This is a genomic window from Lentzea waywayandensis (assembly GCF_900115955.1).
Taxonomy (GTDB): Bacteria; Actinomycetota; Actinomycetes; order Mycobacteriales; family Pseudonocardiaceae; genus Lentzea; species Lentzea waywayandensis.
In genome coordinates, this window is the sequence record NZ_FOYL01000012.1 from 218,836 (window position 1) to 244,909 (window position 26,074).

Genomic DNA, 26,074 nt, shown 5'->3' on the forward strand with positions numbered 1-26,074 from the left:
GCTCGCTCGGAGCCGTCGTCCCCTGGTTCGGATTCCGCCCTGGACCGCGGGTCCACACGTCGCCGGCGAGTTCTCGGCGGCTTGATCAACAAGCATGAACCCACAGCGGCCTGACGCGCACGTCAGGCCGCTGTGCCGTGTTCTGGCACCCCACAGGCCACCGCGCTGAGCGGCGATCTCACGCCCGTCTGGAGTGCGGCTCACTCTCCGCCGGTGATGTCGGCGAGGCTGCCGTCGGCGAGGTGCTCGCCGATCGAGCGCGCCAACAGGTAGCCGCGACCCCCGCCGGGCTGACCGTGCCACGGCACCGTCGTCCCGGCCAGCACGCGCAGGTCGCGCGTCACCCGGTAGCGGCGTGATCCTTCGGCTTCCCGCTCGGCGCGCAACGACGTCTCCGGGAACTCGGTGTTCGGGGTGAACACCAGGTTGCCGCCGGGGCCGCCGTACCGGACGACCTCCCGGCCCGCCATCAGCGTCGCCATCCGCTTGTGCGTCAGCAGGGTCAGCGGAGGCTCGCCGGGGAGAGGCTGGATCGGCCAGTCGTTGAGGGCGGCGACGGTGTTGGTGTCGGGCCCGCCCGCGCGCAGGCGAGCGGGCAGGATCGTCAGCGTGCCGAGCAGGTACGCCCCGGCCTCGAACAGCGTGGGGAAGCTGCGCGCGGCGAAACTCAGCCCGCGTTCGTACTGCGCCACCTGCCACTCGTCCCCGGCGCGCTCGAGGCACCAGCTCTCGTCCACAGGTCCGTCGAGGCTGTACGCCCTCGGGTTGATCCCGGCCTCCGACAGCGCCAAGGCGATCTGCGCCAGCTGCTTGCGGTCGCCTTCGGACAGCTCGGCCGGCGCCGGTTCGGCGGACACCTCGCCGGTGAGCGCGGTGTGTGCCAGTGCCGCGGTCGCGGCGTCGACCGGGGGCGGGGTGAAGTTCGCCGCCCGGATGTGGGCGACCAGCTCGGGCTCCGGCGGCACGCCGTGCTTGGCCAGGTAGTGCGGGATCGACGCGGGCCACAGCCAGGTGCCGTCGGTGTGGAAGCCCGCGGGGACGTCCGGTGCGCTGTCGGGCGCGAACAGGTCGGTGTCGTGTCCTCGGCCGCCCAGCACGAGGTGGGCCTCGTTGAGGTAACGCAGCACACCCGCGACCTCGTCGGCGGGTACCGGCGGGCGTTCGACCACGGGGCGGCCGTTCGCCTCGCGGCGGTCGAACACCCGCGCCTCGCGGAACCGCGCACGGGCGGCCAGCACCTTCTCGACGTTCGGCACGATCGCCCGCATCCACTCCGGCACGTGCTCCGGTGACCGGGGGAAGCGCCGCAGGTCGTCCAGCACGGCGGCTGCCGGCGGCTTGGTCTTCCAGCCGGGGTCCTTGTGGGTGTAGCTCGTGGAGGAGCGCAACGGGAACTCGATGATCATCTGTGCGCCCGACCACGGGCCCACACCAGGCGGGATCATCCTGGCCCGCAGCGCCGCGAGCTCCTCGGCTGCCGCCGCGGGCGGGTTCCACGGCCTGAGCTGCCCGTTCATGCTCTCCACGAAGCCGGGCATTTCCACAAAGGACCCCGCGGCGCGGTAGGCGAGCCGGATCTGGACCCAGTCACTGGGCGCGTGCATCACCAGCAGGTCGGCGATGTGCCTCTCCATGTCCCGGTGCTCGACCAGCCCCGCACGCTCCGTCTGCGGCGGGAGCTGGGGCATGCCGAGCTTGCGGCGCAACCAGTTCGGGACCTTCTCGTCCGGCCTGGGGAAGCGCTCCAGGTCCTTGCGGAACACCTCGTCGGGCACTGGCGGGTCCCAGACCGGGTCGTGCTGGTAGTTGTACAACACGTGGTACTCGGAAGGCGGGTTCATGATGAACCGCGCGGAGAACCACGTGCCCCGCCCAGGCAGGTACATCAGCTCGCGCAGCGCCACGAACGCCTCAGCCGCCTCGGACGGGGCCTCCACCTGTGCCGTCGTTCCGTTGTCCAGCAACACCACCAGGCCGAAGTCCTGCACGCTGGACGCCAGGGTCGCCACCAGGTCGAGCCTTGCCCACCCCTGCGGTGCGGCCTCCAGCAGGGCGTTCCCGATCAGCTGGACCAGTTCCTCGTACCGACGGCCCCGCTCGGCGTCGGTCGCCCCGTGGTCCACATCAGACATTGTCAAATCTCCTGAGCTTGATTCTCGGGGCTCCGCTGGCGTCGACCATCACGAAGCGGGAGTGCACCTGGTACGGGACCGGGCCGCCGTCAGCTTGAAAATCGTGCCAGGCAACCCTACTGCCGGCCCGTTGCTCCCTCGCGGCCTGCATGTCCGCGCCGTACCAGGTCTCGCGGTTGTCCGCGGTGCCCTTGCCCTGGTTCTGAGTGGTGAGCTGCGGGAACTGGCCGACGGCGTCCGGGGTGGGCCTGGTCACCTGGTTCGGCTTGATGTGGCCGCCGTCGAAGTTCGGGCCGCCCACGGCACCGACGATGTCCTGCGACCACTGGCTGCGGGTCTCCCGCCTGCTGGGGCCGTAGGTGCGCTCGTCGGTCGCCTCTGCCGCGAGGCCGTGGTCGTTGGTCACGATCACGTAGTTGCCGTCGAGGACATATCGGCAGTTCGGGCGGAAGTTGTTGAGGTCCGGGTTGGCGTTGTCCCTGACGCCGCCCGGGCTCGAGGCTGCCTCGACCCCCACCACCTGACCGAAGCCGTTGGCGTCCGGCGGTCCGGTGTAGAACGTGCCGCGGCCTTGGACCTCGAACATGGTGTTCGGCGGCAGGTCCGTGCGATCGCTGAAGGCTTCCCGGTGCCCGAGCGGCCCGAGCGGGTCGCCCGGTTGCGCGCCGAAGGCGGGCACCTGCACCGGGTCGTTCGGGTTGACGGTGCTGGGCTCGACCCACTCCTGGTATCGGGGTGGGAACCCCTGGTCATCGGTGGTGTAGCGGTGCTCGGCCCCGTCGACGTCCACCCGGTAGGTGGTGTTCGGTGCCGGGTACTCCACGTCGGGGTTGTTGCCGTTGCGGGTGTTCGGTGACTCCAGGTCGGCATGGGTGATCACGCCGCGGTGGTCGGTGTAGTAGGTGCCTCGGCCGTCCACTCGGTAGGCGGTGCTGGGGGTGAGACCCGGCCTGCCGATCAACCGTTCGTCCGTCGCCAGCGGCCGCAACGGCTGGCCCTGCAGGGCGGGGTCTGCCGCACCCCGGTTGTCCACCGGGATGGGGATCGGGTCGTTCGGGTTGTTCACCCTGGGCGGGACGAACGGCGACTGGATGAGCCCGCGCGACGGGTCCGCCGGGGCGTCCGGCGAGGCCTGCGGGGTGACGCTGTCCGAAGTGGAGCCGACGGGCAGCCCGCCCGACCCGGTCGGGGTCATGTCCCCGGTGGGGGAGAAGGCGTTCCAGCCGCCGTCCGGCGGGATCCTCGGGTACGTGCGTCCGTCCGCGTCGACGTAGTCGGGGCTGGACGAGTACGGCGTGGTGTTGCCCTCGCCGGACCAGGCCCGCTCCGTGGGCGCGATGACCGTGGCCCCCGAGTTGCGCGCCAGGTCGGCGGCGAGGCCGTCCGGGTGCCGTCCCGCCTCGCACCCGACGAGCACGATCGGGTCTGTGCCGTTCCAGCCGAGCCCTCGCGCGAGCGCGGCCAGTTCGGCACCGTTCAGCTGCTGTCCGCCGACGTGCGCGGTCCTGCCGTCGCTGTGCACGTCGAGCACGAAGTGACCGGGGATCGGCGCGACCGCGTTCGCCGCGTTCCTGGTGCGCACGTCCGACGGGTCGAACAACGCCCCGCCCGCCGGGGTGGCGAACCCGTTGGACTCGGCCAGAGGCCGCAGCCCTTCGGGAACGGCGTCCAGGTTCGGCATCCGGTCGCCGTCGCCGGGAGTGCCCGAGTCGGCCGGACCGTCCGGCGGAGTGTGCGCGAGGGCGTCCGGTGTCGGCGTGCCGTGGGTGTCGCCGAAGTCCGCGGGCAGGATCGGGTTGCCCGGCGGGGCGACGTGCACCTCGCGGATCGCGCCACTGGCGAGCAGCTGCTCGACGCTAGCGGTCTCGGGCAGGGTGAACTGGCGTCCGCCGCCCGGCTGTCCCAGTGCGGGTGCCACGTCGGCGAGCTCGCCGCGCAACCCGTCCGGGTCCGCCACGACGTAGACGTGGTACCCGGACTCGGCGTTGTCCGGGAAGATCGCCCGGTCGCGGTAGTGGTAGGGCTGCCCGTTCGGGTCCATCGGCGACAGGAACCGGCCGGTCTCCCCGCCGAACCGGTCGAGCACGGTTCCCGGCGGCAGCGTGACATCGCGCTGCGACCCCGGAACCGCGCCACCGTGCGGCGGCCATTGGTTGGTCCGGTAAGTCCCGTCCGGCCGGTGGTGCTGGTTGAAGTCGTCCCGATCGCTGTGCGACCCCCAGGGGGCGTGGTCGCCGATGAGGTCACGGGTGCGCTGGTCGTAGCTGCCCATGCCGTTGGAGCGGTCGCCGCCCATCGGCACGTACTCGCCCATGTCGGCGAAGGGGTGCTCACCCTGGCGCGTACCCAGATAGGTGAGCGGTACGCCGTTCTCGTCGACCCGTGGTCCGGGCGTCGGAGCGGGACCGTCGGCGCCGTCCGTGCTGGGCCCGTCCGAGTCGGGCGCGGGCCCGTCCCCGGCCTCTCCGGACAGGTCCGGCGGTGCGGACCGGTCCACGTCACCGAGCCCGAGCGGAGACGGTCCCGTGTCCGCACCGGACGGCTGGTCGGGCCGGGCCGCAGGGTCCCGGCCAGGCTCGCTGGTACCCGTTTCGGCTGGTCGGGTGCCTGGCGCGGGGCCGGCAGGCGGGGCGGTGTCCGGACGGGTGGGAGAGACGGCGTCCGGGCGGGCAGTGGGTGCGGGCCGAGTGGCGCCGTCCGTCCGCTCGGGGGAGCGGCCGGCGTCCGGCAGACCCGTGGTGTCGTGCCTCGCGGGCACGTCGGGTCGAGTGGAGCCAGGCGGGGTCCAGATCGGCCGCTGACCGTCCGGTGCCCTCGTGGTGTCGGGCCTGAGCTGGTTCGGGCGTGGCTCGGGGCGGTAGCCGCCCGCATCGGGGTGAGGGGACTGGCGAGCCGGGCCACCCTGCTGTGGCGTGCCAGGTGCCGTGGGTGCCCCGCCGAAAGCACTCGGGCCGCCGAAAGCAGGTGGCCCGAATGTGTTCGGCGCGCCACCGCGTTGATCGGGGGCTCCGGTGGGCGGCATCCCGCTATCAGGGCGTACTGGGTTCCACAACGCCTGCGGCGCCACGGTGTCCGCCCGGCTGCTGGAGGTCGCACCCGCGTCCGGGCGTGGCTGACCACCCGCCGTGCCAGGAGCGGGCGAGGGCCCACCCGGCCAGGTACTCGTGGTCGGCCCGCCGTTCCCGCCCGGCGCCGGGTGGGCACCGGGACCGTTCACCGGGACGCCTCCACCGGCTGTTCCTGAGCCCGGACCGCCCAGCGGTCCTGGCGCGTTGCCCGGCGTTGCCGGGCCACCGAACCCGCCGCTGCCCGGTCCACCGGCCGAGCCGTGTCCCGCCGGAACGCTCTGTCCACCCGCGCCGAAGCTTGTCGGACCGCCGGGATTGGCTGGTCCGCCAGGGGTGCCTGGCCCGGCGAAGTTGGCCGGTCCACCTGGGGTGCTTGGCCCGCCAGGGGTGCTTGGTGCGCCGAAGTTGGTCGGTCCACCTGGGGTGCCTGGTCCGCCAGGGTTGCTTGGCCCGCCGAAGTTGGCCGGACCGCCTGGGGTGCTTGGCCCGCCAGGGGTGCTTGGTGCGCCGAAGTTGGTCGGTCCGCCGGGGCTGCCTGGTCCACCTGGGGTGCCTGGTCCGCCGAAGCTGGTCGGTCCACCTGGGGTGCCTGGCCCGCCAGGATTGCCTGGTCCACCGAAGTTGGCCGGTCCACCAGGGCTGCCTTGCCCGCCAGAGTTGCCTGGCCCGGCGAAGTTGGCCGGTCCACCTGGGCTTCCGGATGCTCCGGTGGCGCTCGGGCCGCCTGGGGCACCGGATGTGCCCGGCCCGCCGTGTCCGGGGAAGCTCCCGTGGCTGCCTGGCGCAGGGGAGCCGGCGGGGGAGCCGTAGCCGCCTGACGGGCCAGGTCCGCCAGTGCCGTGAGATCCGGGCGCGCTCGACGAGCCCGGGTTACCGGGTGCGCCAGGAGTGCTGCCGCCAGGGCCGCCCGGTGCGTTCGAAACGTGGCTTCCGTGGCCGCTCGTGCCAGGACCACCTGACGAGGGTTGGCTTCCCGGAGCACTGTGAGTGCCGGGTCCGTGTGCACCGCCCGTCGCCGGACCGCCGAAGCCGCTCGGACTCGGCGGCGTGAAGCCGGCCGGTCGCGAAGTGCCGCCCGACGGGCTGCCACCTGCCGGGTTCCCGCTCGGCGCACCGCCGGACGGAACGCCACCCACGGGCGCCCCGCCACCTCCGAACGGCGCGGGTCCGCCGGGGGCAGGGGAGCCGCTGTGGGGCGGCGATGTCGGCGCGTGCGGAACGGGCGGAGCGGGCGGAGCGGCGGCCGCGGCACTGGTCTCGGAGTGCGTGCCGGTGCTCCCTGGAGCGTTCGAGGGGGCTGCGGGCGGCGCCGATGGCCCACCGGACGGCCCACCAGAGGGTCCGCCGGACGGTCCGCTAGGAGGCCCGCCAGGAGGCCCGCCAGAGGGGCCGCCGGAAGGTCCGCCGGACGCGCCAGAGGGCCCACCAGACGGTCCGCCAGGAGGCGCGCCGGGCGGACCTCCCGGAGGCGGCGGAGCACCCGGCCCGTCACCGATGTTCGGTGCCGTCGGCGCGTCGTAGTGCGACTTCGCCCCGCCGATACCACCGGAAACGCCACCGGAGACGCCGCTGCGCGCGAGGTCGCCCGCGGTGATGTCCTGGCCGGTCACCGCCGCGTTCGCAACAGTCGAAGCGACGCCCTCGACGCCACCGCGGACTGCGCCCTCGACGATGTTGCCGCCGAGACCGGTCGCCTTGGTCGGGATGAAGTCCATCCCGCCACCGATGGCGCCGGAGATGGCGCCGGAGAGCGCGGCGCCGCCGGTCTTGCTCCAGTCCCAGCTGTGACGGTCGCCCTTGGCGATCTGGATGCCCTGGATCGCCGCGTCGATGGCGACCTCGGTGAGAACTTCGCGCAGAATCGCGGTGATCAGCTTGCGGAAGATCATCTGCACGGTGATGCGGGTGGCCGCCTGGGCGATCGGGATGCCCGCCGTGGACGTGCCGAACGTGCCGAAGGCCGCCGCGATCAGAGCCGCGATCTCGATGGCGAGCATGATCAGTGCGGCGATGATGGCGTACTTGGCGTACTCCACCTCGAGCGCGGTGTTGTCGCACGAGCCGGCGAGGCCGTCGCAGGACTTCTTCAGCTTCACCAGGTAGGCGTCCGCGCCGTCGACGAACTTCTTCCAGTACTCCTGGAAGGCGTCGGCGGCCTGGCCCTCCATGGCGCCGAACGACTTCGTCGCGGCGTTTCCGGCCTGCGTGATGACCTCGTCGATGTCAGCGGACGCCGCCCGCCAAGCCTCGCCGAGTGCTCTCAGCTTGTCCTCATCGCCCTCGGGCCAGCTCTCGCCGACGACGATGGGGAACAGCCAGGTGATCTCCGATGGAATGGTGATCGACATGATCCCCGTTCAACCCCCTACAGCGCGCCGAAGCCACCGCTGCTGGACTCGTCGGTGTTCTGATGCGTGTTGGCGGTCTCGTTCAGCGCCGTCTTGATCGCCTGGATCGCCTCGCTCAGCTGGTTGAACGCCTTGACCGTGCCCTCCGCGGCGGGCACGTAGTCCTTGGAGAACTGCTGTCCTGACTCGTCGCCACCCCAGCAGGCACCCTGCGCGGACAGCGCGCTGGAGAGCGTGCCGCCCGCCTCGGCGAGCATCTCCGCGGCCACTCCGAACGCGCCGGCGCCCGCTCGGACCTCGTCGACCTGAATCCGGAAGGAGCCGGTCATCGCGGACCCTTGAGCACGCTGCCGAAGCCTTCGTCGTCATCGGGATCGTCACTGCGCGGGGGCCTGCCCCGCTGCGGCGGTGCCTCGGCACCGGGCGGAGGCGGAGGCGGCCGCAACAGGTCGACGAACGAGGGCGCACCCTCGATCAGTTCGGACAGGTCGGTCTGCCCCTGCAGCGGCGCGAGCACGCCCTCGACCTGCTCGCGCGCCGACCGGGCCGCGACCTGCGCGGTCTCGATCACCGAGCGCGCCAGCTTCTCCGGCGTCGACCGCTGAAACGCGGCAGGAGCGAACCGGAGGTCCGTCAGCACCCCGGCCGGGTTCACCTGGACCTGCACCAGCCCGTCCGGCGAGGTGGCCGCCCCGGTCACGGCGGCCGCACGGGCCTGCGCACCGGCGAACTCACTCGTGCGACGACGCAGGTCAGCCATCAAGTTGTCGACGTTCTCCCGCATGGCGGCGTTGCGCGCTTCCAGCTCAGCCCTGCGCGCGGCAGCGTCACTCATGTGTCCCCTCCCCTGATTGCCCGAAGGACACACGCACGCATCCCGAAAGTACTGACGCCAAACTTAGCGAGTCGGCCTCGCTCACCTGAGCGGTTTCGCGATGATGATCTGAAGTCGGCTCCGGAGGGCTGCCGGCGTCGTCGTTGCCGATCACGAGCGAGGTCAGCGCTGGGCCTCGGTCGGGCACAGGGCCAGGCTGCGTATCCGCGCGACGTCCTCGGGTCGCGGCACCCCGCACGGCTCGTACCGAAGAGGTCGACACCCGTCATGCCGGGCATCATCCAGCCTCAGCGCGCCGGGTCACGTCACAGCGTGGTGTCGAGCATCCGCGGCAGGTCCGAAGTGGACCGCTGGAATGCTCAGCCCCGCGGGCCAGTCGACGCGTCCTCGCCACACGACGCGATACCGGCCGTCGCACGCGACTGCTCGTCCCGGTCACCGGTCTCGGTCGCGATGGCCAACGCCTCCCGGTGCGCGGCGGGCGCTCCCGGCCGGTCCGCTGCGCGCAGGGCCTCGGCCAGGCCGTTCAGCGTGTTCGCCTCGCCGTAGCGGTGCCCGGTCGCCCGGAAGATCTCCAGCGCCTCTTCGTGCAGCCCGATCGCCTCGTCGGCGCGGCCCAGGTGGACGTGGACCTGGCCCAAGGTCGACAGCGCCGCGGCCTCGCCGTAGCGGTGACCGAGGTCGCGGAAGTGGGCGAGTGCCTGGTGCAGGTGCGCCGCGGCGGCGGTGTGGCGGCCGAGGTACGTGTACGCGTCGGCCAGGTTGGTCAGCGCGGTCGCTTCGCCTGCTCGGTCGCCGAGTGCGCGGAACAGGTCCCTGCCCGCGTTCAGGGCTTCGGCGGCGCCCGCGTGGTCGCCCGTCTGGCCCTGGACGGTGCCGAGGTTGGTCAGCACCGAGGCCGTGCCGTGCCGGTCGCCGAGTTCCCGGTACCGCGTGAGCGCCTGCTGGAGGTAGCCGATGGAGGCGCCGACGTCGCCGAGGCGGTCCTCGACGATGCCGAGGTGGGACAACGCGCGGGCCTCGCCGGCGCGGTCGGAGTGGTCGCGGTGCAGGCGCAGCGACTGGCGCAGGCGGGCGGCCGCGGGGCTGTAGCGGCCGAGCAGGCGGTGCACGGCGCCCAGGTTCGTCAACGCCCGCGCCTCGCCCTCGCGGTCGCCGACCAGGCGTGCGGCGCGCAAACCGTTGGTGTGCATGACAAGTGCTTCGGAGTGGTGCCCGGCTTCGAAGTACCGGTACAGCATCTCGGCCAGGCGCATCGCCTGCTCGGGGCGGTCGTGACCGGCGGCGAACGCGCAGAGGTCGGTCAGGTTGGGTCGTTCGGCGTCGAGCCATGCGCGCATCCGGGCCGGGTCGGCCACCGGTGCGGTCGCGGCCACGCGGCCAGTGGGGTAGACGACGTCCATCGCCGCAGCCGCGGAAGTCAGGTAGTGGTCCAGCAACCGATCGAACGCGGCGGTCCGCTCGGGCTCGTCCTGCGCCAGGTCGACGGCGTAGGCGCGCAGTAGGTCGTGCATGCCGTGACGCCCGGCCGGACCGCGGTCGACGAGGTGCGCCCGGACGAGCACGTCCACCAGCCGGCCCGCGGTGTCCTGGGCGAGGTCCGCGAGCGCGGCGGCGCAGGCCACGTCGAAGTCGCGGCCGGGATGCACGCCCAGCAACCGGAACAGCCGTGCGGCCTCGGCCGGAAGGTGCTTGTAGGACCAGGAAAGCACCTCGCGCACCGCTGCCCGGTCGTCACCGCCGCCGTCGAGCAGCCGCAGCCGCCGTTGCCGGTCGCCGAGCTCCCCGACCAGCTCGGCCAGCGCGGTCTCCGGCCGGCTGACCACGAGCTCCGCGGCCACCCGCAACGGCAACGGCAGGAACGCGCACTGCTCGGCCAGCGCCACCGCCGCGGACTCGGCCAGCGGCCGATCGCTGATCAGCTTGCGCAGCAACACGATCGCGTCACCCCGCCGCAACGGCCGCAGTTCGAGCCGCCGCGCGCCGTGCACCGCGACCAGGCCCGCCAGGCTGTCCCGGCTCGTCACCACGACCACGCACGACGGCGCACCGGGCAGCAGCAGCCGCACCTGCTCGACCGCCGCCGCGTTGTCCAGCACGATCAACAGCCGCCGGTCGGCCACCTCGGTCCGGTACCGGGCCGCACGCGCGTCCACGTCGACCGGGATCGCGGACCCGGCGACCCCCAAAGCCTGCAGGAACCCGCCCAGCACGTGCGCGGCGGCGAGGGGCTTCCCGGCCTCGTATCCGCGCAGGTTCACGTACAGCTGGCCGTCCGGGAACCCGGAGCGCAACCGGTGTCCCCAATGGACAGCCAGTGCCGTCTTGCCGACGCCGGCGGTTCCGCAGACCGCGATCACCGCCGTCGCCGCGGGGTCGCGTTCGGCGAGCATTCCGTCGAGAACGGCCAGTTCCGTTGCGCGGCCCAGGAAACCGGGTGTGTTGGCAGGCAGCTGGGCCGGCACCGGATCGGCACGACGAGACGTGGCCGGCACTGGTTCGTCGAGCAACGCCGCATGCGCACCAACGAGTTCCGCTCCCGGGCCGATCGCGAGTTCGTCCCGCAGCACCCGCAGAGTGTTGTCGTAGACGGTGAACGCGTCCGCTCGTCTGCCGGCTGCGGCATAGGCGCGTACCAGGAGCGCTTGCACCGCTTCGTCCAACGGGTGGTCGGCCGCGTGCTCCACCAGCAGTGGCAGGAGGTCCACGGCCCGGCCCAGCCCGATCATCGTCTCGGCGTGGGCGAGCAACGCGTTGCGTCGTTCGTTCAGCAGCGCGACGACTTTCGCGTGCGTGGTCAGTCCGGGGTGGTCGGCGAACGGCCGTCCCTGCCACAAACCGAGCGCGGTGCCGAGCAGACCGGCGACCTCCTCCGCGACGCTCGTCCTTCCGGCTGCGGACACGAGGGCGTGGAACCGGTCCACGTCGACCTCGTCGTTCGGGATCCGCAACGCGTATCCATCACCGACGAACGGAATGCTGGTGCTGCGCGCATATCGGTGCCGCTGGGGATCGAACAACCGGCGCAGGTGCTTGACGTACGTCTGGATCACGTTGGTGGCACTGGGCGGCGGGTTCTCGCCCCAGAGCGCGTCCACCAGGTCCGCCCGCGGAACCACCCGCCCGCCGGCCAGGGCGAGCAGGCCGAGCACTGCGCGTCTGCCCGCCGGACCCAGCTCGATCTCCTGACCGTCGTGCCAGGCCCGCACCGGGCCGAGAACCTGGACGCGCAACGACACCCCCAATGCCGATGCCATGCTGGCACAGGCCGTTCGACCACGGCAACGATCGGATCCTGTTGGTACGCGGTCGAATCAAGACCCGTTCCCGAGCCGCGATCTCACACGGGCATGTGGAAGTAGCACTGACCGGGGTCGGTCGGCGGGCCCAGCTGCTCGCAGTCGAAGCGGATCGAACCGAAGTTCTGGGTCGTGGCCCTCGAGTTGCTCCACCCCGGGTCGATGACCTCCCAGGCGAACGCCAACTGGTACGTGCCCGCGTCCGGCAGGTAGAACGTCGTGCCCTCCTCGACGTTGGGGACGCTCGGCGGCATCGGCGAGATCGGGCTGGAGATCGGTCCCGAGCAGCCCGCACCGCCGGGCAGGCACGTGATGGCGTGCCGGACCTGAAGCGACAGCGGCGTCAGGTTCGTCATCACCGTCCTGATGTCGCGCGCCTGGTGACCGTTGAAGTTGAAGCTGGCCTGCACACCGAGGTCGCCCTGATTGACGCAGTTGGCCGGCTGGCCGCCGACCTGCCGGCAACGGAAGTAGGGCAACTTGAGGTAGACGCTCTTCGTCAGCTTCCAGCCGTAGAAGCGGCCGTTCCGGCCGTCGTGGGTCCGGTAGCCCGACGAGGGAACGAAGCTGGCTTCGATCTCGGACTTCCGCTTGGCGGCGGCGTCCAGGTAACGGGCGACGGCGGCGGGATCGGTGCCGGCCTTCGCTCCCGCCTCTTCGCAGACCTCCAGGGTCAGCGTGCACCCGTAAGTGAAGGAGTTCTTCGACGTGGCCGCAGCGGTCGCCGTTGGCATGACCAGCGTGGCCAGCAACGCGCCGAGACTGACCGCGATAGCTGTGGGGTTCCGTAGCACGAGCCTCTCCCGAAGTTCAGTGGTTGGGAGCGCCGACTCAAACGGAGGAGACTGGACGTGAACTGAACGCCGGCTGGACTTCGCGGACGGGTGCGGAACGCCGGTCGGTCACCATCGACGCGTACGTGGGTTTCCGGAACGGTCAGGCGTCGTCGTGTGCAAGCGAGGACGACAGGTCGCGGTGGGCGTCGGCCTGTGCGAGCAGGGTCTTCGCCTTCTGTTCCAGCGCGCCGACCGCGTCGGCGCCCGCGGCCCAGCGCAGGGGCGGTTCGCTGGAACCGGTGAGCTGGATCAGCGCGGCGGCGAGTTTGGCGGGGTCGCCGCCCTGCAGGCCGTTCATGCTCGACCAGGCGGCGACGGTCTGCTTCGTGCGCTCGATGTAGTCGTCGATCACCGGGTCGGCGTAGCTGGTGGACTCCGGCGTGAGCAGGTCGGTGCGGAAGAAGCCGGGATCGACGATCATGGTGCGGATGCCGAACTCGGCCACTTCCGGGGTCAGGGACTCCATCCAGCCTTCGACAGCGAACTTCGCCGCCGCGTAGGCCGAGGTGAACTCGCCGCCGACGATGCCGGCGGTGGACGAGATCGTCACGACGAGTCCGGAACGCTGTTCGCGCATGACGGGCAGCACGGCGCGGGTGACGTTGAGCGGGCCGAACAGGTTCGTCTCGACCTGGGCGCGGAAGTCCTCGGGGGTGATCTCCTCGAAGAACCCGGCGTAGAAGTTGGCCGCGTTGTTGACCAGCACGTCGATGCGCCCGAACCGGCCGACGGCGGCCCGCACCGCGGCGTGGGCGTCGGCGGGGGCGGTCACGTCGAGCCGCACCGTCAGCAAGTCGTCGGTGGCACCGATCGCCCGTGCGACCTTCTCCGGGTCGCGGCCAGTGGCGACGACCGCGTACCCGGCGCTCAAGGCCGCTTGGGCGATGTCCACGCCCATGCCGCGCCCGGCACCGGTGATGAGCAGAACCTTCTTCTCCGTCATGTGCTCGTCCTCTCTCGAATCGGCCACCTGGCTCCGTCAGACCTTGCGGAAGCGGTGGCGATCTTCAGAGAACCTCGTTCCGCCGGCACGAGGAAGTTGCTGCTGGAAGGTGTACTGGCAGCCCACTGCTCGCCCGGTCGATCCGGCCTAGCCTGAACGGTGTGGACAACCGTGACGAGGTCAAGGCCTTCCTGAGCTCCCGCCGGGCGAAGATCACCCCTGAACAGGCCGGCCTGACCAGCTACGCCCGCAACCGCCGGGTGCCGGGGCTTCGTCGCAGTGAGGTCGCCGACCTGGCGGGGGTCAGCGTCGAGTACTACGCCCAGCTCGAACGCGGCAACCTGGCCGGTGTCTCCGACAGCGTCCTCGACGCTCTCGCCCGTGCGTTGCGGCTCGACGAGGCCGAGCGGACGCACCTGACCGATCTGGCCCGCGTCGCCGGCCCGGCCGCCCGGCCGCGTCGAAAGACCCCCGCCCCGCACATCCGGCCCAGCGTCGCGCGCGTGCTGGAGCTGATGACCGAGGTGCCGGCGTTCGTCGGCAACGGCCGCGGCGACGTGCTGGCCGCCAATCCTCTCGCGCAAGCCTTGTACGCGCCCATGTTCGACGATCCGCACCGCCCCGCGAACCATGCCCGCTTCGCCTTCCTCAATCCCCGCGCGCGCGACTTCTGGCGTGACTGGGACCGCATCGCCGGCGACACCGTCGCCATGATGCGCACCGAAGCAGGCCGCGATCCCTACGACAGGGCACTGACCGACCTCGTCGGCGAACTGAGCACCCACAGCGAGGCTTTCCGCACCCGTTGGGCCTCCCACGACGTGCGCCTGCACCGCACCGGCGTCAAACAGTTCCACCACCCGGTCATCGGCGACCTCGACCTGAACTTCGAGACCATGCAGCTCACGGCAGACCCCGGCCTGGCCATGACCTTGCTCAGCGCCCCTGCGGGCTCCGCGGACGACGACGCTCTGCGCGTGCTGGCGAGCTGGGCCGCCACGCGCCGATCCGACGTGCGGACGGCACCCCCTCGACCGCAGTAGCCGCGGCCTGAAGGAACAAATCGCTGACCACAAGTTCATATCGCTGAAACCAACGTGGTGCCCTCGCTGACATAGCGTCTCGGCATCCTCGACGAGATTGATCCTTTCATCGGAACGGCTGCCACCTCACTGCCTGCGGCGCAGGGGCTGGCGGCCACTTGGTGGTGGCCGAAAGCGCAGGTCGGCAACACCCACCCCGGCGCGACGTCCCCGCTCGGCATGGTGTCCGCCTGCGCCTACTCCGGTGCCTATCCGACCGGCTACGGCCTCTACATGAAGAACACCGAGGGGCAGCCGGAGGAACTGTTCGACGGGCTGCAGGCGTCCGGTTTCACCCACTTCCAGCAGTCCGGCACCGGTGCGATCCGCAAGTACTACAACTACGTGCGGGTGACCCCGATGGTGCAGCAGCTGGACGTCCTCGGCCAGGCCTGGCCGCTGCACGACGAGACCGCCGAAGCCGGGTACTACGCGGCCACTCTCGACACCGGCATTCGCTGTGAGGTCACTGTCGGCGCCAAGGTCGCCGTCCACCGCTACGCCTTTCCCGAGCATCGCAGCGCACGGATCGTCGTCGACCTGTCCTGCGGCGGGCTGGCCATCGACCTCGGCCGCACGGTGCCGCTGCGGGCGCACGTGGAAAGCCTTGGCAACGGCCGCGCCCAGGGAACGGTGGTCGTCGAAGGCGTGCCGCTGTCGGTGTACATCAGGGTCGACAGTCCGGGCTGGCGGCAGATGCTCTGGCACGACCGCCGGCTGATCGAGGGTGGCACGCGGCTCGACTTCGACCGCATCAGGCAGACCACGCTGCGCCCGTTCGGGATGCTCTACATGGGCCCCACCACCGCCGGGCAGAGCGTCGAGATCCAGATCGGATTCTCTCTGCGCGGCTGCGAACAGGCCCGGGAGAACCTGTATCGCGAATGCGGTGACGGGGCGCCGGCGTTCGACGTCGTCCGGGCGCAGACCAAGTCCCGGTGGCGCGACCACGTGGGCCGGGTGGAGGTCGAGGGCGGGTCACCCGCCAGGCGGCAGGTGTTCGCGACGGCCCTGTACCACTCGCTGATCAAGCCGTGCTTCGCCGACGACGAGAGCCCGTTCTGGCCGTCCTCCGGGCCCTTCGTGTTCGACATCTGCACGATGTGGGACATCTACAAGACCCAGCTGCCGTTGCTCATGGCCATCTGCCCGGACCGGGCGGTCGATCTCCTGGAGTCACTGATCCGGGTCTGCGAGGAGGAAGGCAACTTCCCCATCGGATACCGGATGGCTCGCGGCGCGGACAGGTTCTTCCGGCAGGCGAGCGCGTTGGTCCACACCGCGCTGGCCGACGTGCACGCCCTCGGCCTCGGCGACCTGGACTGGACCTGGGCGCTGGTGCACATGTACGACGACCTGCGCCGGATGTACGGCGAGGACTTCTACGAGCACGGCGTCGTGCACCCGATCTCGCACACACTCGACCTCGCCTACGCCTGCCACTGCACCTCCGGTGTGGCCCGGTCCCTGAACGACGTCCAGCTCGCCGACGACCTCGACGCGCGAAGCCGCCTGTGGTCCAACGCGTTCGACCCGGACACCGGCCTGCTTCTCGACTCGTCGTTCTACGAAGGCGGCAAGTGGAACTACTCGTTCCGGCTGCTGCACGACATGGCCGCGAGAATCGCGATGGTCGGCGGGAACGAAGCCTTCGTCAGCACGCTCGACGCGTTCTTCGGCTACGGCGCCCCGCGCGTGGTGCAGCCCGGTAAGCAGCCCGACCCGGCGGAGATGGCGGCCGGCTACCTGCTGAACCGGTTCGAGGGGCTGAACAACGAGCCGGACATGGAAGCGCCGTGGTCCTACCACTACGCGGCTCGGCCGGACCGCACGGCCGAGATCGTGCACGCGGCGCTGACCTGGCAGTTCGGCACCGGTCGCGGCGGCCTGCCGGGCAACGACGACTCGGGCGGGCTGAGCTCCTGGTACGTGTGGGCCTCGCTCGGCCTGTTCCCGGTCGCCGGGCAGAACCTGTTCCTCGTCAACGCGCCTGCCTTCAGCCATGCCACTCTGCACCTCGGGGACCGCGACTTCGTCATCGAGACGCGGGGACACCGCGAGACGTCCATCAGTTCCGACGGGCTGGACGAGCACCCGCCGCCGCAGTACGTGCAGTCCGCCCGGCTGAACGGCAAACCTCTGGACGCGGCGCATCTGCGCGCATCCGACGTCCACGCCGGCGGTCGCCTGCTGCTCGAACTCGGCCCGCACCCCTCGGAGTGGGGACGCAAGATCCTGCCGCCATCAGTGTCCGACCCGCTCGGAAAAGGGGCTCGCACATGAGCAGGCCAAGCCGCCGTCTCGTCATCGTGGTCCGGGCCGACCCAGTCATCTGCGGTCACTCCGGAGAAGCCCGCAACCTGGCCGAGGTCGCGCTCACCCGCGGCTTCGACGACGTCCGGCTGCTGACCTGGCCGATACCCGTGCTGCAGGCGGCAGGCCTGCCGCTCAAGCCGCTGGATCGGATCATGCCCTACAGCGAGGGCATCACCGTGGAGCGGCCGGAGCCGGTCGGCGACTACCGGGTACCCGATGGCCGATATCTGGCCGGGCTGACGGGACGCTTGGTCGAACTGCTCGCCGAGCCGGTCCCGACCACCTGCGTGTCGATGTACCTCGCTCCCCACGACGCCGTGGTACGCGACGCCGTCGACGCGGCACGCGCGGCCGGCTACGCACCTGACGTCCACACCATCGCGAAGGCGGTCGGCTCGGACGTCACCAACGTGATTCGCTCGTGCCTGCGCCAGAAGCGATTCGGGGCAGCCGTGGTCCTGTTCACCCGGTTCCTCGCCAACGACCAGGTGATCGCCGTGTCGGAGTACACCAGGCAGGAGATCATCGCCTGCGCGGAGGCCGTCGACACGCACTGCGGCACCCGGTTCGCCCGCCAGTGCGTGCGCCGGATATCGGTCAGCTACCCGCCGATCGACACCTCGGCGTACCTCGACCTCGATCCGGCGCTGGTGGACATCGCCCTGAAGCGACGCGGCCTGGAACGCGACGGGTACGTGTTGTTCCTGTCCCGGGTGACACGGGCCAAAGGCATCTACGACCTGGTGGACGCGTTCGCCCAGTGCCAGGCGCGGTCACGGGTGAAGCTCGTGGTCGCCGGCAAGGGCCCCGAACTGGAGCACCTCCAGGCGATCACCCGGCACGACGACCGGATCCTCTTCCTCACCGACGTGGAGGACGAGGAAAAGCCGCTGCTGATGAACGGCTGCGCCGTGTACGCGCTGCCGACCAAGCCCGAACCGGACTTCGTCGAGACCTTCGGCATCGCGCTGACCGAGAAGATGCTCGCAGGCGGCGGGCCGGTGATCACGACGACCACCGGAGGCGTCGGCGAAGCCGTGGGCGGGACGGCCATCCTCGTCGAGGCAGGGAACACCAGCCACATCGCCGCCGCGATCGACCGGGTGGTGCTCGACATGTCAGCCGAGGAACGGCAACTCATGGCGGACCGAGCACGCGAGCACGCCCTGTCCTTCGACCGCGTCCGGGTGTTCGACAGCCTCTTCGCCACGTCCGACCCAGCTGTCGTCCTAACGGGATGAACCTGTGCGTCCCCCCTCGATGACCGTTGTACAAGCCGACTTGGAAGTTGTTGTCCGCCGCTTCGGTGCTACTGCGCGGTGAGGCCGTGAGGGACGCGGAGCTTGTCGTGCTGCGGCGTGCCCGGTCACGTCTCCAGGCCCCATCCGGCCACGTCTCCGGCAGTCCGCGATCCCTTGGCGCGCAGCGGTGACGCGATCGCGCCGGGGGACTCGCCGTCGACCACCGCCCTGACGGTGCGGGTGATCTGGTCGCAGGTCGCCTGTACGAGCTCGAACGCGCCGCGGGTGGCGCCGTACAGGGCACCCGCGACGTCGTCGAGGTCGATCGAGAGCGTGATGATCGGCACGAGGGTGGCCGGTGCGTCGTCGGGCCAGGTCAGTCCGTCGGCCGCGGCCAGCACCCGGTCGGCGAGCGGCGGCGGGACGACCGCGGTCACCCGGATGCCGGGGAACTGCCCGTTGCCGGGCAGGGGCTGCGGAATCGTCGTCCGGGTGAGCCACAGGTGCAGTTCGGCCCGCGCACTGCCGTCGGTGAGTCGTTCGGCGGTCAGGAACCGGCCGGTGAAGCTGGTGCCGTCCGGCCACTCGCCCCGCACCGAAGGGGGGCGGTGCCACAGCTCCGCCTCGAACTCCAGCCGGGCTCGCAGGGTCAGCGGAGCCAGAGCACCAAGGCCACCACCAGCACCAGGATCGCGACCACCGCGACCACCTTCGACGTCGGGGGCTTCGTGGCCGGACGGGGGTCCGGCCTCCCGGCTTTTCCCAGGCGCGTCACGCCCGTCACCGTCGACTGCTCGCTGAGAGTCAGGACGGCGGTGCCGGCGCCGAGAGCCGCTTCCGCCCGCGCGGCCCCCTCCGTGCTGACCACCTGGTGCGTCGCCAGGGCGTGGCCGTCTGCCTTCCCGGCGAGCAGGGCGTCGAACCTGCCGAGGAACCGGGCGGTCGACTCCTCGTCGTGCACGGCCCCCACCCACGAGCCTGGCCGGTCTTGCCGAGGACCGGCGCCCGTTTCCGCGCTCGACAGCGGTTCGAGGGCGTCGAGGACGGCGTCACCCAGTTCGCCGATCGGGCGGGTGCGGTCACCGAGGAGCTCTTCGACCACGGGCCCGGTGAGCACGGCGTCGAGCTGGACGCCCGCGTTGTCGCGGTCGCCGTCGTCGAGCACGGCGCGCACCAGTGCGCGGAGCACGTCGGGCCTGTCGTCGCCCGCCAGGACCAGGGTGACCCGGATCAGACGGTGGGAGGTGTCCCTGCGGGCTGACGGGATACCGCTCACCAGCACCCGCAGCCCGTTGTCGTCCCGCAACGCGATGACAGCGGGCTCGTCCATGTCGACGAAGCCCGCCGCCTCGGCCCACCACTCGTCGCCGGGCACACCCAGGTATCCGTAGTCCTTGGTCAGGCCGCGCGTGATCACGGCCGTGACCTGCGTCCGGTTCACCAGATCTCCACTCTGTCGTCTTGCTGGTGCGCGGCCAGCGCCTCCAGTGCGGCGGCCAGTTGCCGATGCCGCTGTTCGATCACCGCCAGCCGGGACGTGCCGGACTCGATGCCGGCGGCCACCTTGGACGCCTCACCGCTGACGAAGTAGCGCAACGCCCCGAAGAAGCCCTTCTTCTGGTCCCGCCGCCCGGTCAGCGCGTCGACCCTCCGCAAGGTGCCCGCGCGGTCCAGCTCCTCCTCGGCCCTCCGCGCGGTGACGATCGCCTGGCACAGCTCCTGGGTCACGGTCGACGCGGCGCGGATCGAGATCTTCGGAGGCGCGCCGCGGAACCGGTAGCGGGTGGTGAGCTTGAGGTCGCCGTCCGGGCCGGGTTCCCAGCACGCCTCCATCAGCTCGACGCACCCGTAGGTGTCGATCGGGGCGTACACGATCCTGATGGGACGCAGGGAGGCCTGGTCGCGAGCCGCGTTGAGCACGTCCTCGTACACCGCGCGGACCTCGGTGGCCAGCTCATGACCGGTGAAGCCGGTGTCGCGGCCGTTGTCGGAGAAGTACTTCTCGCACTTGAGCGGTGCGAGTACGAGGATGGCGGGCTCGTCCGGGACCTGGTTGCGCAGCCGTGCCCACTTCCGCACGACCTCCACGACCTCCGGCAGGCCCAGTCGCACCACCCTGGCCGCGCGTTCCTTGCCGGTCGAGGTCTCCATCAGCACGGCCGCGTCGATCGGCACCACCAGCATCATGCTCTGCTGGATGTGGTCCATGCACCGGGCCCATTGGGCGCCCGCCTGAGGAGAGCCGGCCCGCGCGTCAGGGTCGAGCCAGCCACCGGGGAAGTCGAGGATCGCGAACGGGACCGACAGCGAGGGCACGTCGATCGACCGGAGCCGCACGTCGTAGTTCGTCACCTGCTGGGTGCTGCGCAGCGCGGCCACCTCGAACTCCTCCGCAGCCAGCGCCTTGGCAAGCTCCTTGCGGTTGGTGGCGAGCTTGCGCTCGGTCTCCTCGGCGGCGGCCACCTCGATCGGGGTGCCGTTCAGCAGGGTCTGGGTCTGGTCGAGGATCGCCGACAGGAGGGTCGTCTTCCCCACCGCGGTGGGACCGACCATGGCGACCTTGAAGGGTTGGGTCACGCCGCCGCCTTCCACTCGTCGGAGAGGGTGGCGTGCAGGTCCGCGAGAACACCGCGCAACCGCTGCAGCCCGATGCCGACGGCGGCGTCGGCCTTGCCCTCGACAGGCCACATCTGGTCCCGGAACGCGTCGACCACCCGCGCCAGCTCGTTCTCGGCCTCCTTGCCCCGGATCAGCGTGTCCTCGAACTGCTCGGCGAAGGCCAGCAGCACCTTGGCCGCGCGCTCGGGGATCGTGGTCATCACCCGTCCGCTGTCGTGCACGCCCTGCCTGGCCAGCTGCGTGACCCGTTGGTAGAGAAGGGCCGCGCCTCTGGCGTCGTGCGTGACGCCGAGCAGGGACGCCATGTGCACGCCGTCCTCGCCCGGTGGTTCGGGGTAGAGCAGTTGGAGGGCGTCGCGCACGTCGGGAAGGACCAGGGTCCGGAAGTCGAGGCGCACGTCGAGGACGAACTCGAACGCCTCCACGGTGGCCGGACACGGCTCGGGGAGCTCCCGCAGGACGTCGACCAATCGGGTCAGCGCGGTGTGCGGGTCGTGCTCGTCCGCGCACAGCACCCCGAGCCGGCCGAGCCCGCCCACGAGGCCTGCCCAGAACTCGGCTCGCCTGGCCAGCAGCACGTCGTCCACGGCCGCCAGCCTGCGCGCCAGCTCGACCCGGACGCCGTTCAACGCCGCGGCGGCGAACGGGCGGGACGCCTTCTTGCGGCTGAAGTCCTCGACGGCCAGCTCCTGCCAGCGTTCGGGGCCGTCTCCGAAACCACCGTCGATCCACGCCCGGATGTCGGCCCGCACCTCCTGCGCGCGGGACAGGAAGCTGTCGCTCACGTCGTCGCGGGAGACCTGGTCCTCCAGGTCGGCGATCCACCCCTGCAGGGACTGCGCCAGCTCGGCCTGCACCGACCGCGCGAGCGCGACCAGCGTCTCGCTGGACGTGGGCGTGACCACCTTGCGCATCGCGCGCAGTGCTTCACGCACCCGGCCGACGATGGTGTCCCGATTGCGCGCGCAGCGTTCCATCGCGTCGCCGATGACCGCGGCGTCCATCCTCGGCAACGCGTCGGCCAGGTGGTCGAGCACGGTGTCGAGCACGGCTTCGCGAACGATCTCGGGAACGGCGACGTCCGCCTCCAGCACCCGGAAGTACGCGTCGTCGGTGCGGTTGTTGACCCGTTCGGACAGGTCGGCCCGGAGCGCTGCCACGTTCGCCGGATCGCACTGGCCGGTGTTCACCTGGATCATCGCGAAGTCGCGCATCGCGGCGGCACCCCGCGCCTTGTTCGCCAGGTCCATCGCCATCGCGTCCGCGGTGGTCCACAGCGCGTTGGTGTCAGTCGGCCACTTCACCATCAGCACCAGGTCGACGTCGTTGTGCAGCCCGGCGATGTGCCGTTCCTCGGCTCGCGGCGTCAGCTCACCGAGGCCGGGCAGGTCGATGAGGCCGATGGCCACGGCGTCGGTTCTGGGGAACGGGCAGTGGATGACCGCCTCCCGCACCGCGAGGTAGCGGCGGTCGGGGTCGGCGGACTCCTCGGCGGGGTAGGCGATCCACGTGCGCAGTTCGTCCAGCGGAACGTCGACGGCCGCGCCGGTCAAGAACCGGCGCCAGGTGTGGGCGCTGGCGTGGATCTCGCGCAGCCGCGCCAGCAGCGGGCCGGTCCGGGGATCCGCGGCCAGGCGATCCGCGAGTGCGGTGTCGGACAGCACGTCCGGCATCGCGGTGAACTCGCCGAGGTTCGACGGCGCGGCTACTACGCCGAACTCGGCGTAGTAGGGGTAGAGCACCTCGTCCAGGAACGACGACTCGGTGTGCGTCGTCAGGCGGGCGTTGTGGTGCTCGGTAGAGTGGAAGATCCGGCTGCGGACCGCGGTCACCGGCCGGCCCTTGCCGGTCGGAACCTGATCGTCGTCGAGGCCGGACAGGGACCGCAGCAAAGTGCTCTTGCCGTTGCGTGCCTGGCCGCTGACCCCGATGTTCACCGTGCGCCGCGACACGCGCGATCGCACCCGCCCCAGCAGGAGGATCGACTCGGCCGCGAGCCCGGCGAGGTCGGAGAGATCGGCGTCGAGCAGGCCCGCCCGCTCCAGCACGTGATCGTCCACACCGAACGGGCGCAACCGGGCGAGCAGCTCGGCGATCTTGTTCCACCTGGCGATCTCGTGGTCCACCAACGGCAGTTGGACCTGTCTTCGCTCCAGCACTGCACTGATCTTGCGACTGGTTTGCGACACCCGCTGACGCCTTTCGTGTTCGAGGTCCCTGGCGACCTGTGGATCTTCAAGACGGCGCACCCGGTCGCCGCCGCGACAACGCATTCGCGGAATTCGGTTGTCGGATCACTGCCGCCGATGAATTCCGCGACACTCGATGCGGCCGACCACTTGCCGGCGCCGGCGGCACGTCGCTGATTTCGAGGTCGGAGGGAATGCTCCAATCGGCCGCGGGCTTTGTCGTGCGCAGGTCACATCGCGCATCGGCGTCCTGTCTGCGCTGGACATACGTACGTCTCTCGCTGTTCGGACGCGAATGGTTACATGCGTGACTCGAATGCATCAACAAGAAGTTCAAAGTGGACGCGAGAGTGGTCATGGGTGGTTTCTATCTGGCCGCGAATTCGTCACCTGTTCGAGTGAAAACCTGCTCTCGAAACGCGACAAGGTTCTAAACAGGGCCGTAATCACCGGGGGTGGGCGTCATACCGGCTCGTCGGCAACGCGACGAAGTCAGCCGTGCGGCGAAAGGTGGTATCCGTCGCTTACATGGCCGCGTCTGACGGCGCACGGCGGAGGCGGGCGGGAGCGCCCCAGCGACGTGATCGTGCGCGTCGACGTCGGCGCCTTCGTGCCACACCAGGTACGGATCTCCGAACACCTCTCGACGGAACTCGTGCCAGGCATCGCCCACCCGCGTGAGGCCGGCGGGCTCGTCTCACGCGGTCGGAGCCGCGATCACCTCGAAGGCGAACGACATGTCCTGCGCCTTGATGAGCCCCTGCGCCGGATGCCGACCGACACCGTCGACGGCCCCGAAGGCCTGGTGGGGGAGCAGGGTCGTGCGGTACACGCCGATGCTCTTGCCCTGCAAGGCGGTGAGCACCTTCGCGGCGGTGCGGACGAGCACGGCCACCGCCGCTGCGCCTCCCGCGACCGCTGCGGCCGCGGGGGCCGCCACGGCGAGTGCCGCCAGTGTGACGATCGCCGCCGCCACGTCCTTGTCGGCGGTCTGCTGCACGAGCAGGTCGGCGAGGTCGGCTTCGCGCGTGTCGTCCTTCGCGACCCAGATGGCGATGTCCAGGAACCGCGCGACCGGCCCGTCGTAGATCAGCACGTCGTCGAACGGCAACCGGTGTCCGTCGCCGATCCGGTCGAAGCGCATGGTGCTGGCCCGGTAGGGGTCGCCGGTCTGAGCGGCTGTGATGACCACCGCGTCGACCCGCACGCGGGACTTCAGGAACGCGAGGTTGTTGTGGACGGTGAGTTCCTTGAGCCGGACCGACACGTGCGTGGGCGGTGTGGTGCCGCGCGGGGTGAGTGAGCGGAGCGACGGATCCGGGCGTTCGTCGATCTCGAACCCCGGTTCGTCGGCGGTCGGCCTCGCCGTGGGGTGCAGGAGGAAGTCGAACCGCTCCACGCGCCAGCGGACTCCGCCGACTGAGCCCAGGCGAGGTACGTCCCTCGTGCCGACCGCCAGATCGGTCACGAGGTGCTCCAGCGCGTTCTGGTCGTGGCCGCGGGTCAGCCCGCGCTGTCCGAGCCTCCCCAGCCGGTCCACCTGGAGGTCCGCGATGACGGTGACGAAGCTTTCGAGTCGTGGGGCGCCCTTGGGCAGGGTTTCCGGCCAGACGAGGGGAATCCCGCCGCGCCAGTCGTGGCCCAGTTCGTACGTCTCGTTCTCGGCGAGCGTGACGCCGCTGGGTTGCGAAGTGGTCAGCGGGGTCACGGCGCCTGCCAGGCCGATGTCGAACACGCAGGCGTACCGCTGCCCGTTCGACGAGTTGGAGATGCGCATGAACAGTCTGTCGCCGACGTGCAGATGATCGCCGGACGAGATCTCGGTCTTGTCGCCGTTGGGCAGCACCCGGACGTAGGACACGGTCACGTCCCGAGGCAGCGACGCGTCGCCGGCACCGCTCGGCAGGGTGCGGACGTGTTCGGCGATCGCCAGTTTGCGCACCGCCTCGACCGCTTCGGTGTGGGACATCGGCTGGGCGTTCAGCGGTTCGCCGCCGCCGTCCAGCAGAAACACGTGGTCGCCTTCCACGCGTGCGGTCGCGAACGCCTCCGCCCCTGCCTCCACGGGAACCACGCCCGCTGTGTCGCTGAGCTCGGCAGCGAGCTCATCACGGCGCGGGGCGCCGGGCGGGACCACGGCGACGGGGCGGCGGGTGAGCGCGACCTCGACCGGCCACGCGGACGTTCCGGCGGGCAGGTGTGCAGGCCCGTCGTGCCGGAGAACCGCGTCGCCGTCCACGAAATCGTCGACGATCGCGTCGTGAACCAGGATGTCGGCGCCCGGTGCGCGCAGGTCGTACCGGTCGCCGCGCGCGACCCCGAAGATCGCCGCGTCCGGCAGCACCGTTCTCCCGTTCTCGACCCGCACCGGGAGGACCCCCACGGCGTCGCGGGTCCGGAGGGAGAACAGGAGCCGCTCGGCGGGGCCCTCGACGTCCGGCCGCTGCTCGGTGGTGACGGCGTTCCGCATCAGCTCCAGGGCGTCCAGCCACGTGATGGTGCCGCCGGCGTCGGTCAGCAGCGGCACGAGTGCGCCGGTGAGCATTCCGTGCTGCGCGCCGAGCGCCGGGATGTAGTCCTCGTACGCGCTCTGGTCGGGGGAGCACGCGACAACGCGGACGGCGTGCAGGTTCCCGTCGCCCGTCCGGTGGTGCCGGGCGCGGACCTCTGTCCAGCGCGAGACCAGGTCTTCCTCGGGAAACGCGAGCTGTGTCGCCTTGGGCAGCGCGCCGCGGCGGCGGGACATCCTGGCGGAGTGGCAGCAGTCGAGGATCACCGTCACGTTGGTCGTCTTCTCAGTCAGCTGGTGTTGCAACTCGCTGAGCTCCTCGGCCAGCACGCACCGTGCGCGGCCGTTGGACCGGTCGTCGGCGTCGGTGGGCACGATGTACTGCAACCAGGTGGGCAGCGTGGGGTCCTGGTCGGCCAGCGGGTTGCGCATCCTGCCACCGTGACCGGAGTAGTACACGACAACGGTGTCGTCGGGGCCGCTGTCCTGGATCAGTGTCCGGTACCGGTCGAATATCGCGTCCGTGGTCGCGTTCTTCTCGATGCTGGGAATGGTGTCGAAGCCGAGCTTCGAGAGCGCGTCGTCCATCAGCTCGATGTCGCCGTGCACGCCGGTGAGCCCCTGGATCTGGCTTCCGATCAGCAGTGCTCGTTTCAT

At 70.9% G+C, this 26,074-nt stretch carries 15 protein-coding genes; 3 read left to right on the forward strand and 12 right to left on the reverse strand.

Features of this window, described 5'->3' with window-relative positions; all coding sequences use genetic code 11:
* Positions 1–200: 200 nt before the first annotated feature.
* From BM417_RS36000 to BM417_RS36040, 7 genes are all read right to left on the reverse strand, one after another.
* Complete coding sequence (locus tag BM417_RS36000; protein ID WP_093603762.1) at positions 201–2,132, reverse strand: TNT domain-containing protein; 1,932 nt, start codon at positions 2,130–2,132, stop codon at positions 201–203.
* The gene (locus tag BM417_RS48190; protein WP_177320787.1) at positions 2,125–7,548 is read right to left on the reverse strand and encodes a TNT domain-containing protein; all 5,424 of its coding nucleotides are present in this window, start codon (positions 7,546–7,548) and stop codon (positions 2,125–2,127) included. Before BM417_RS48190 ends, BM417_RS36000 begins: the two co-directional genes overlap by 8 nt.
* Before the next feature lie 17 nt (positions 7,549–7,565).
* On the reverse strand, positions 7,566–7,877 hold the full coding sequence (locus BM417_RS36020) for a WXG100 family type VII secretion target (RefSeq protein ID WP_093603770.1): 312 nt from the start codon (positions 7,875–7,877) through the stop codon (positions 7,566–7,568).
* Positions 7,874–8,383, reverse strand: a complete 510-nt coding sequence (locus BM417_RS36025; RefSeq protein ID WP_093603772.1) for a YbaB/EbfC family nucleoid-associated protein — start codon at positions 8,381–8,383, stop codon at positions 7,874–7,876. The genes BM417_RS36020 and BM417_RS36025 overlap by 4 nt, the downstream gene beginning before the upstream one ends.
* 359 nt (positions 8,384–8,742) lie before the next feature.
* The gene (locus BM417_RS36030) at positions 8,743–11,640 is read right to left on the reverse strand and encodes an AfsR/SARP family transcriptional regulator (protein WP_093603774.1); all 2,898 of its coding nucleotides are present in this window, start codon (positions 11,638–11,640) and stop codon (positions 8,743–8,745) included.
* An 83-nt stretch (positions 11,641–11,723) separates the two neighbouring features.
* The gene (locus BM417_RS36035; protein ID WP_143138946.1) at positions 11,724–12,476 is read right to left on the reverse strand and encodes a hypothetical protein; all 753 of its coding nucleotides are present in this window, start codon (positions 12,474–12,476) and stop codon (positions 11,724–11,726) included.
* Between the two features lie 142 nt (positions 12,477–12,618).
* Positions 12,619–13,461 (reverse strand): SDR family oxidoreductase, encoded by an 843-nt coding sequence (locus tag BM417_RS36040; protein ID WP_093603930.1) that lies wholly within the window; start codon positions 13,459–13,461, stop codon positions 12,619–12,621.
* A gap of 152 nt (positions 13,462–13,613) precedes the next feature.
* Here BM417_RS36040 and BM417_RS36045 point away from each other — a divergent pair, with 152 nt between their 5' ends.
* The 3 genes from BM417_RS36045 (at position 13,614) to BM417_RS36055 (ending at position 18,100) form a co-directional block, all read left to right on the forward strand.
* Entirely contained in the window at positions 13,614–14,504 is an 891-nt protein-coding gene (locus tag BM417_RS36045; RefSeq protein WP_218164676.1) for a helix-turn-helix domain-containing protein, read from the forward strand.
* 108 nt (positions 14,505–14,612) lie between these two features.
* Positions 14,613–16,826, forward strand: a complete 2,214-nt coding sequence (locus BM417_RS36050; RefSeq protein ID WP_281251394.1) for a glycoside hydrolase domain-containing protein — start codon at positions 14,613–14,615, stop codon at positions 16,824–16,826.
* Positions 16,823–18,100, forward strand: a complete 1,278-nt coding sequence (locus BM417_RS36055) for a glycosyltransferase (protein ID WP_093603782.1) — start codon at positions 16,823–16,825, stop codon at positions 18,098–18,100. The genes BM417_RS36050 and BM417_RS36055 overlap by 4 nt, the downstream gene beginning before the upstream one ends.
* Before the next feature lie 125 nt (positions 18,101–18,225).
* Here BM417_RS36055 and BM417_RS36060 read toward each other — a convergent pair whose 3' ends face one another.
* From BM417_RS36060 to BM417_RS36080, 5 genes are all read right to left on the reverse strand, one after another.
* The gene (locus tag BM417_RS36060) at positions 18,226–18,696 is read right to left on the reverse strand and encodes a hypothetical protein (protein WP_093603784.1); all 471 of its coding nucleotides are present in this window, start codon (positions 18,694–18,696) and stop codon (positions 18,226–18,228) included.
* A gap of 53 nt (positions 18,697–18,749) precedes the next feature.
* Complete coding sequence (locus BM417_RS36065; RefSeq protein ID WP_093603786.1) at positions 18,750–19,541, reverse strand: hypothetical protein; 792 nt, start codon at positions 19,539–19,541, stop codon at positions 18,750–18,752.
* Positions 19,538–20,677 (reverse strand): P-loop NTPase family protein, encoded by a 1,140-nt coding sequence (locus BM417_RS36070; RefSeq protein ID WP_143138947.1) that lies wholly within the window; start codon positions 20,675–20,677, stop codon positions 19,538–19,540. The genes BM417_RS36065 and BM417_RS36070 overlap by 4 nt, the downstream gene beginning before the upstream one ends.
* Positions 20,674–22,878: a hypothetical protein gene (locus BM417_RS36075; RefSeq protein WP_143138948.1), complete on the reverse strand. Its 2,205-nt coding sequence runs from the start codon at positions 22,876–22,878 to the stop codon at positions 20,674–20,676. Before BM417_RS36075 ends, BM417_RS36070 begins: the two co-directional genes overlap by 4 nt.
* A 727-nt stretch (positions 22,879–23,605) precedes the next feature.
* Positions 23,606–26,074, reverse strand: coding sequence for a caspase family protein (locus BM417_RS36080; protein WP_093603792.1), 2,469 nt, complete (start codon positions 26,072–26,074; stop codon positions 23,606–23,608).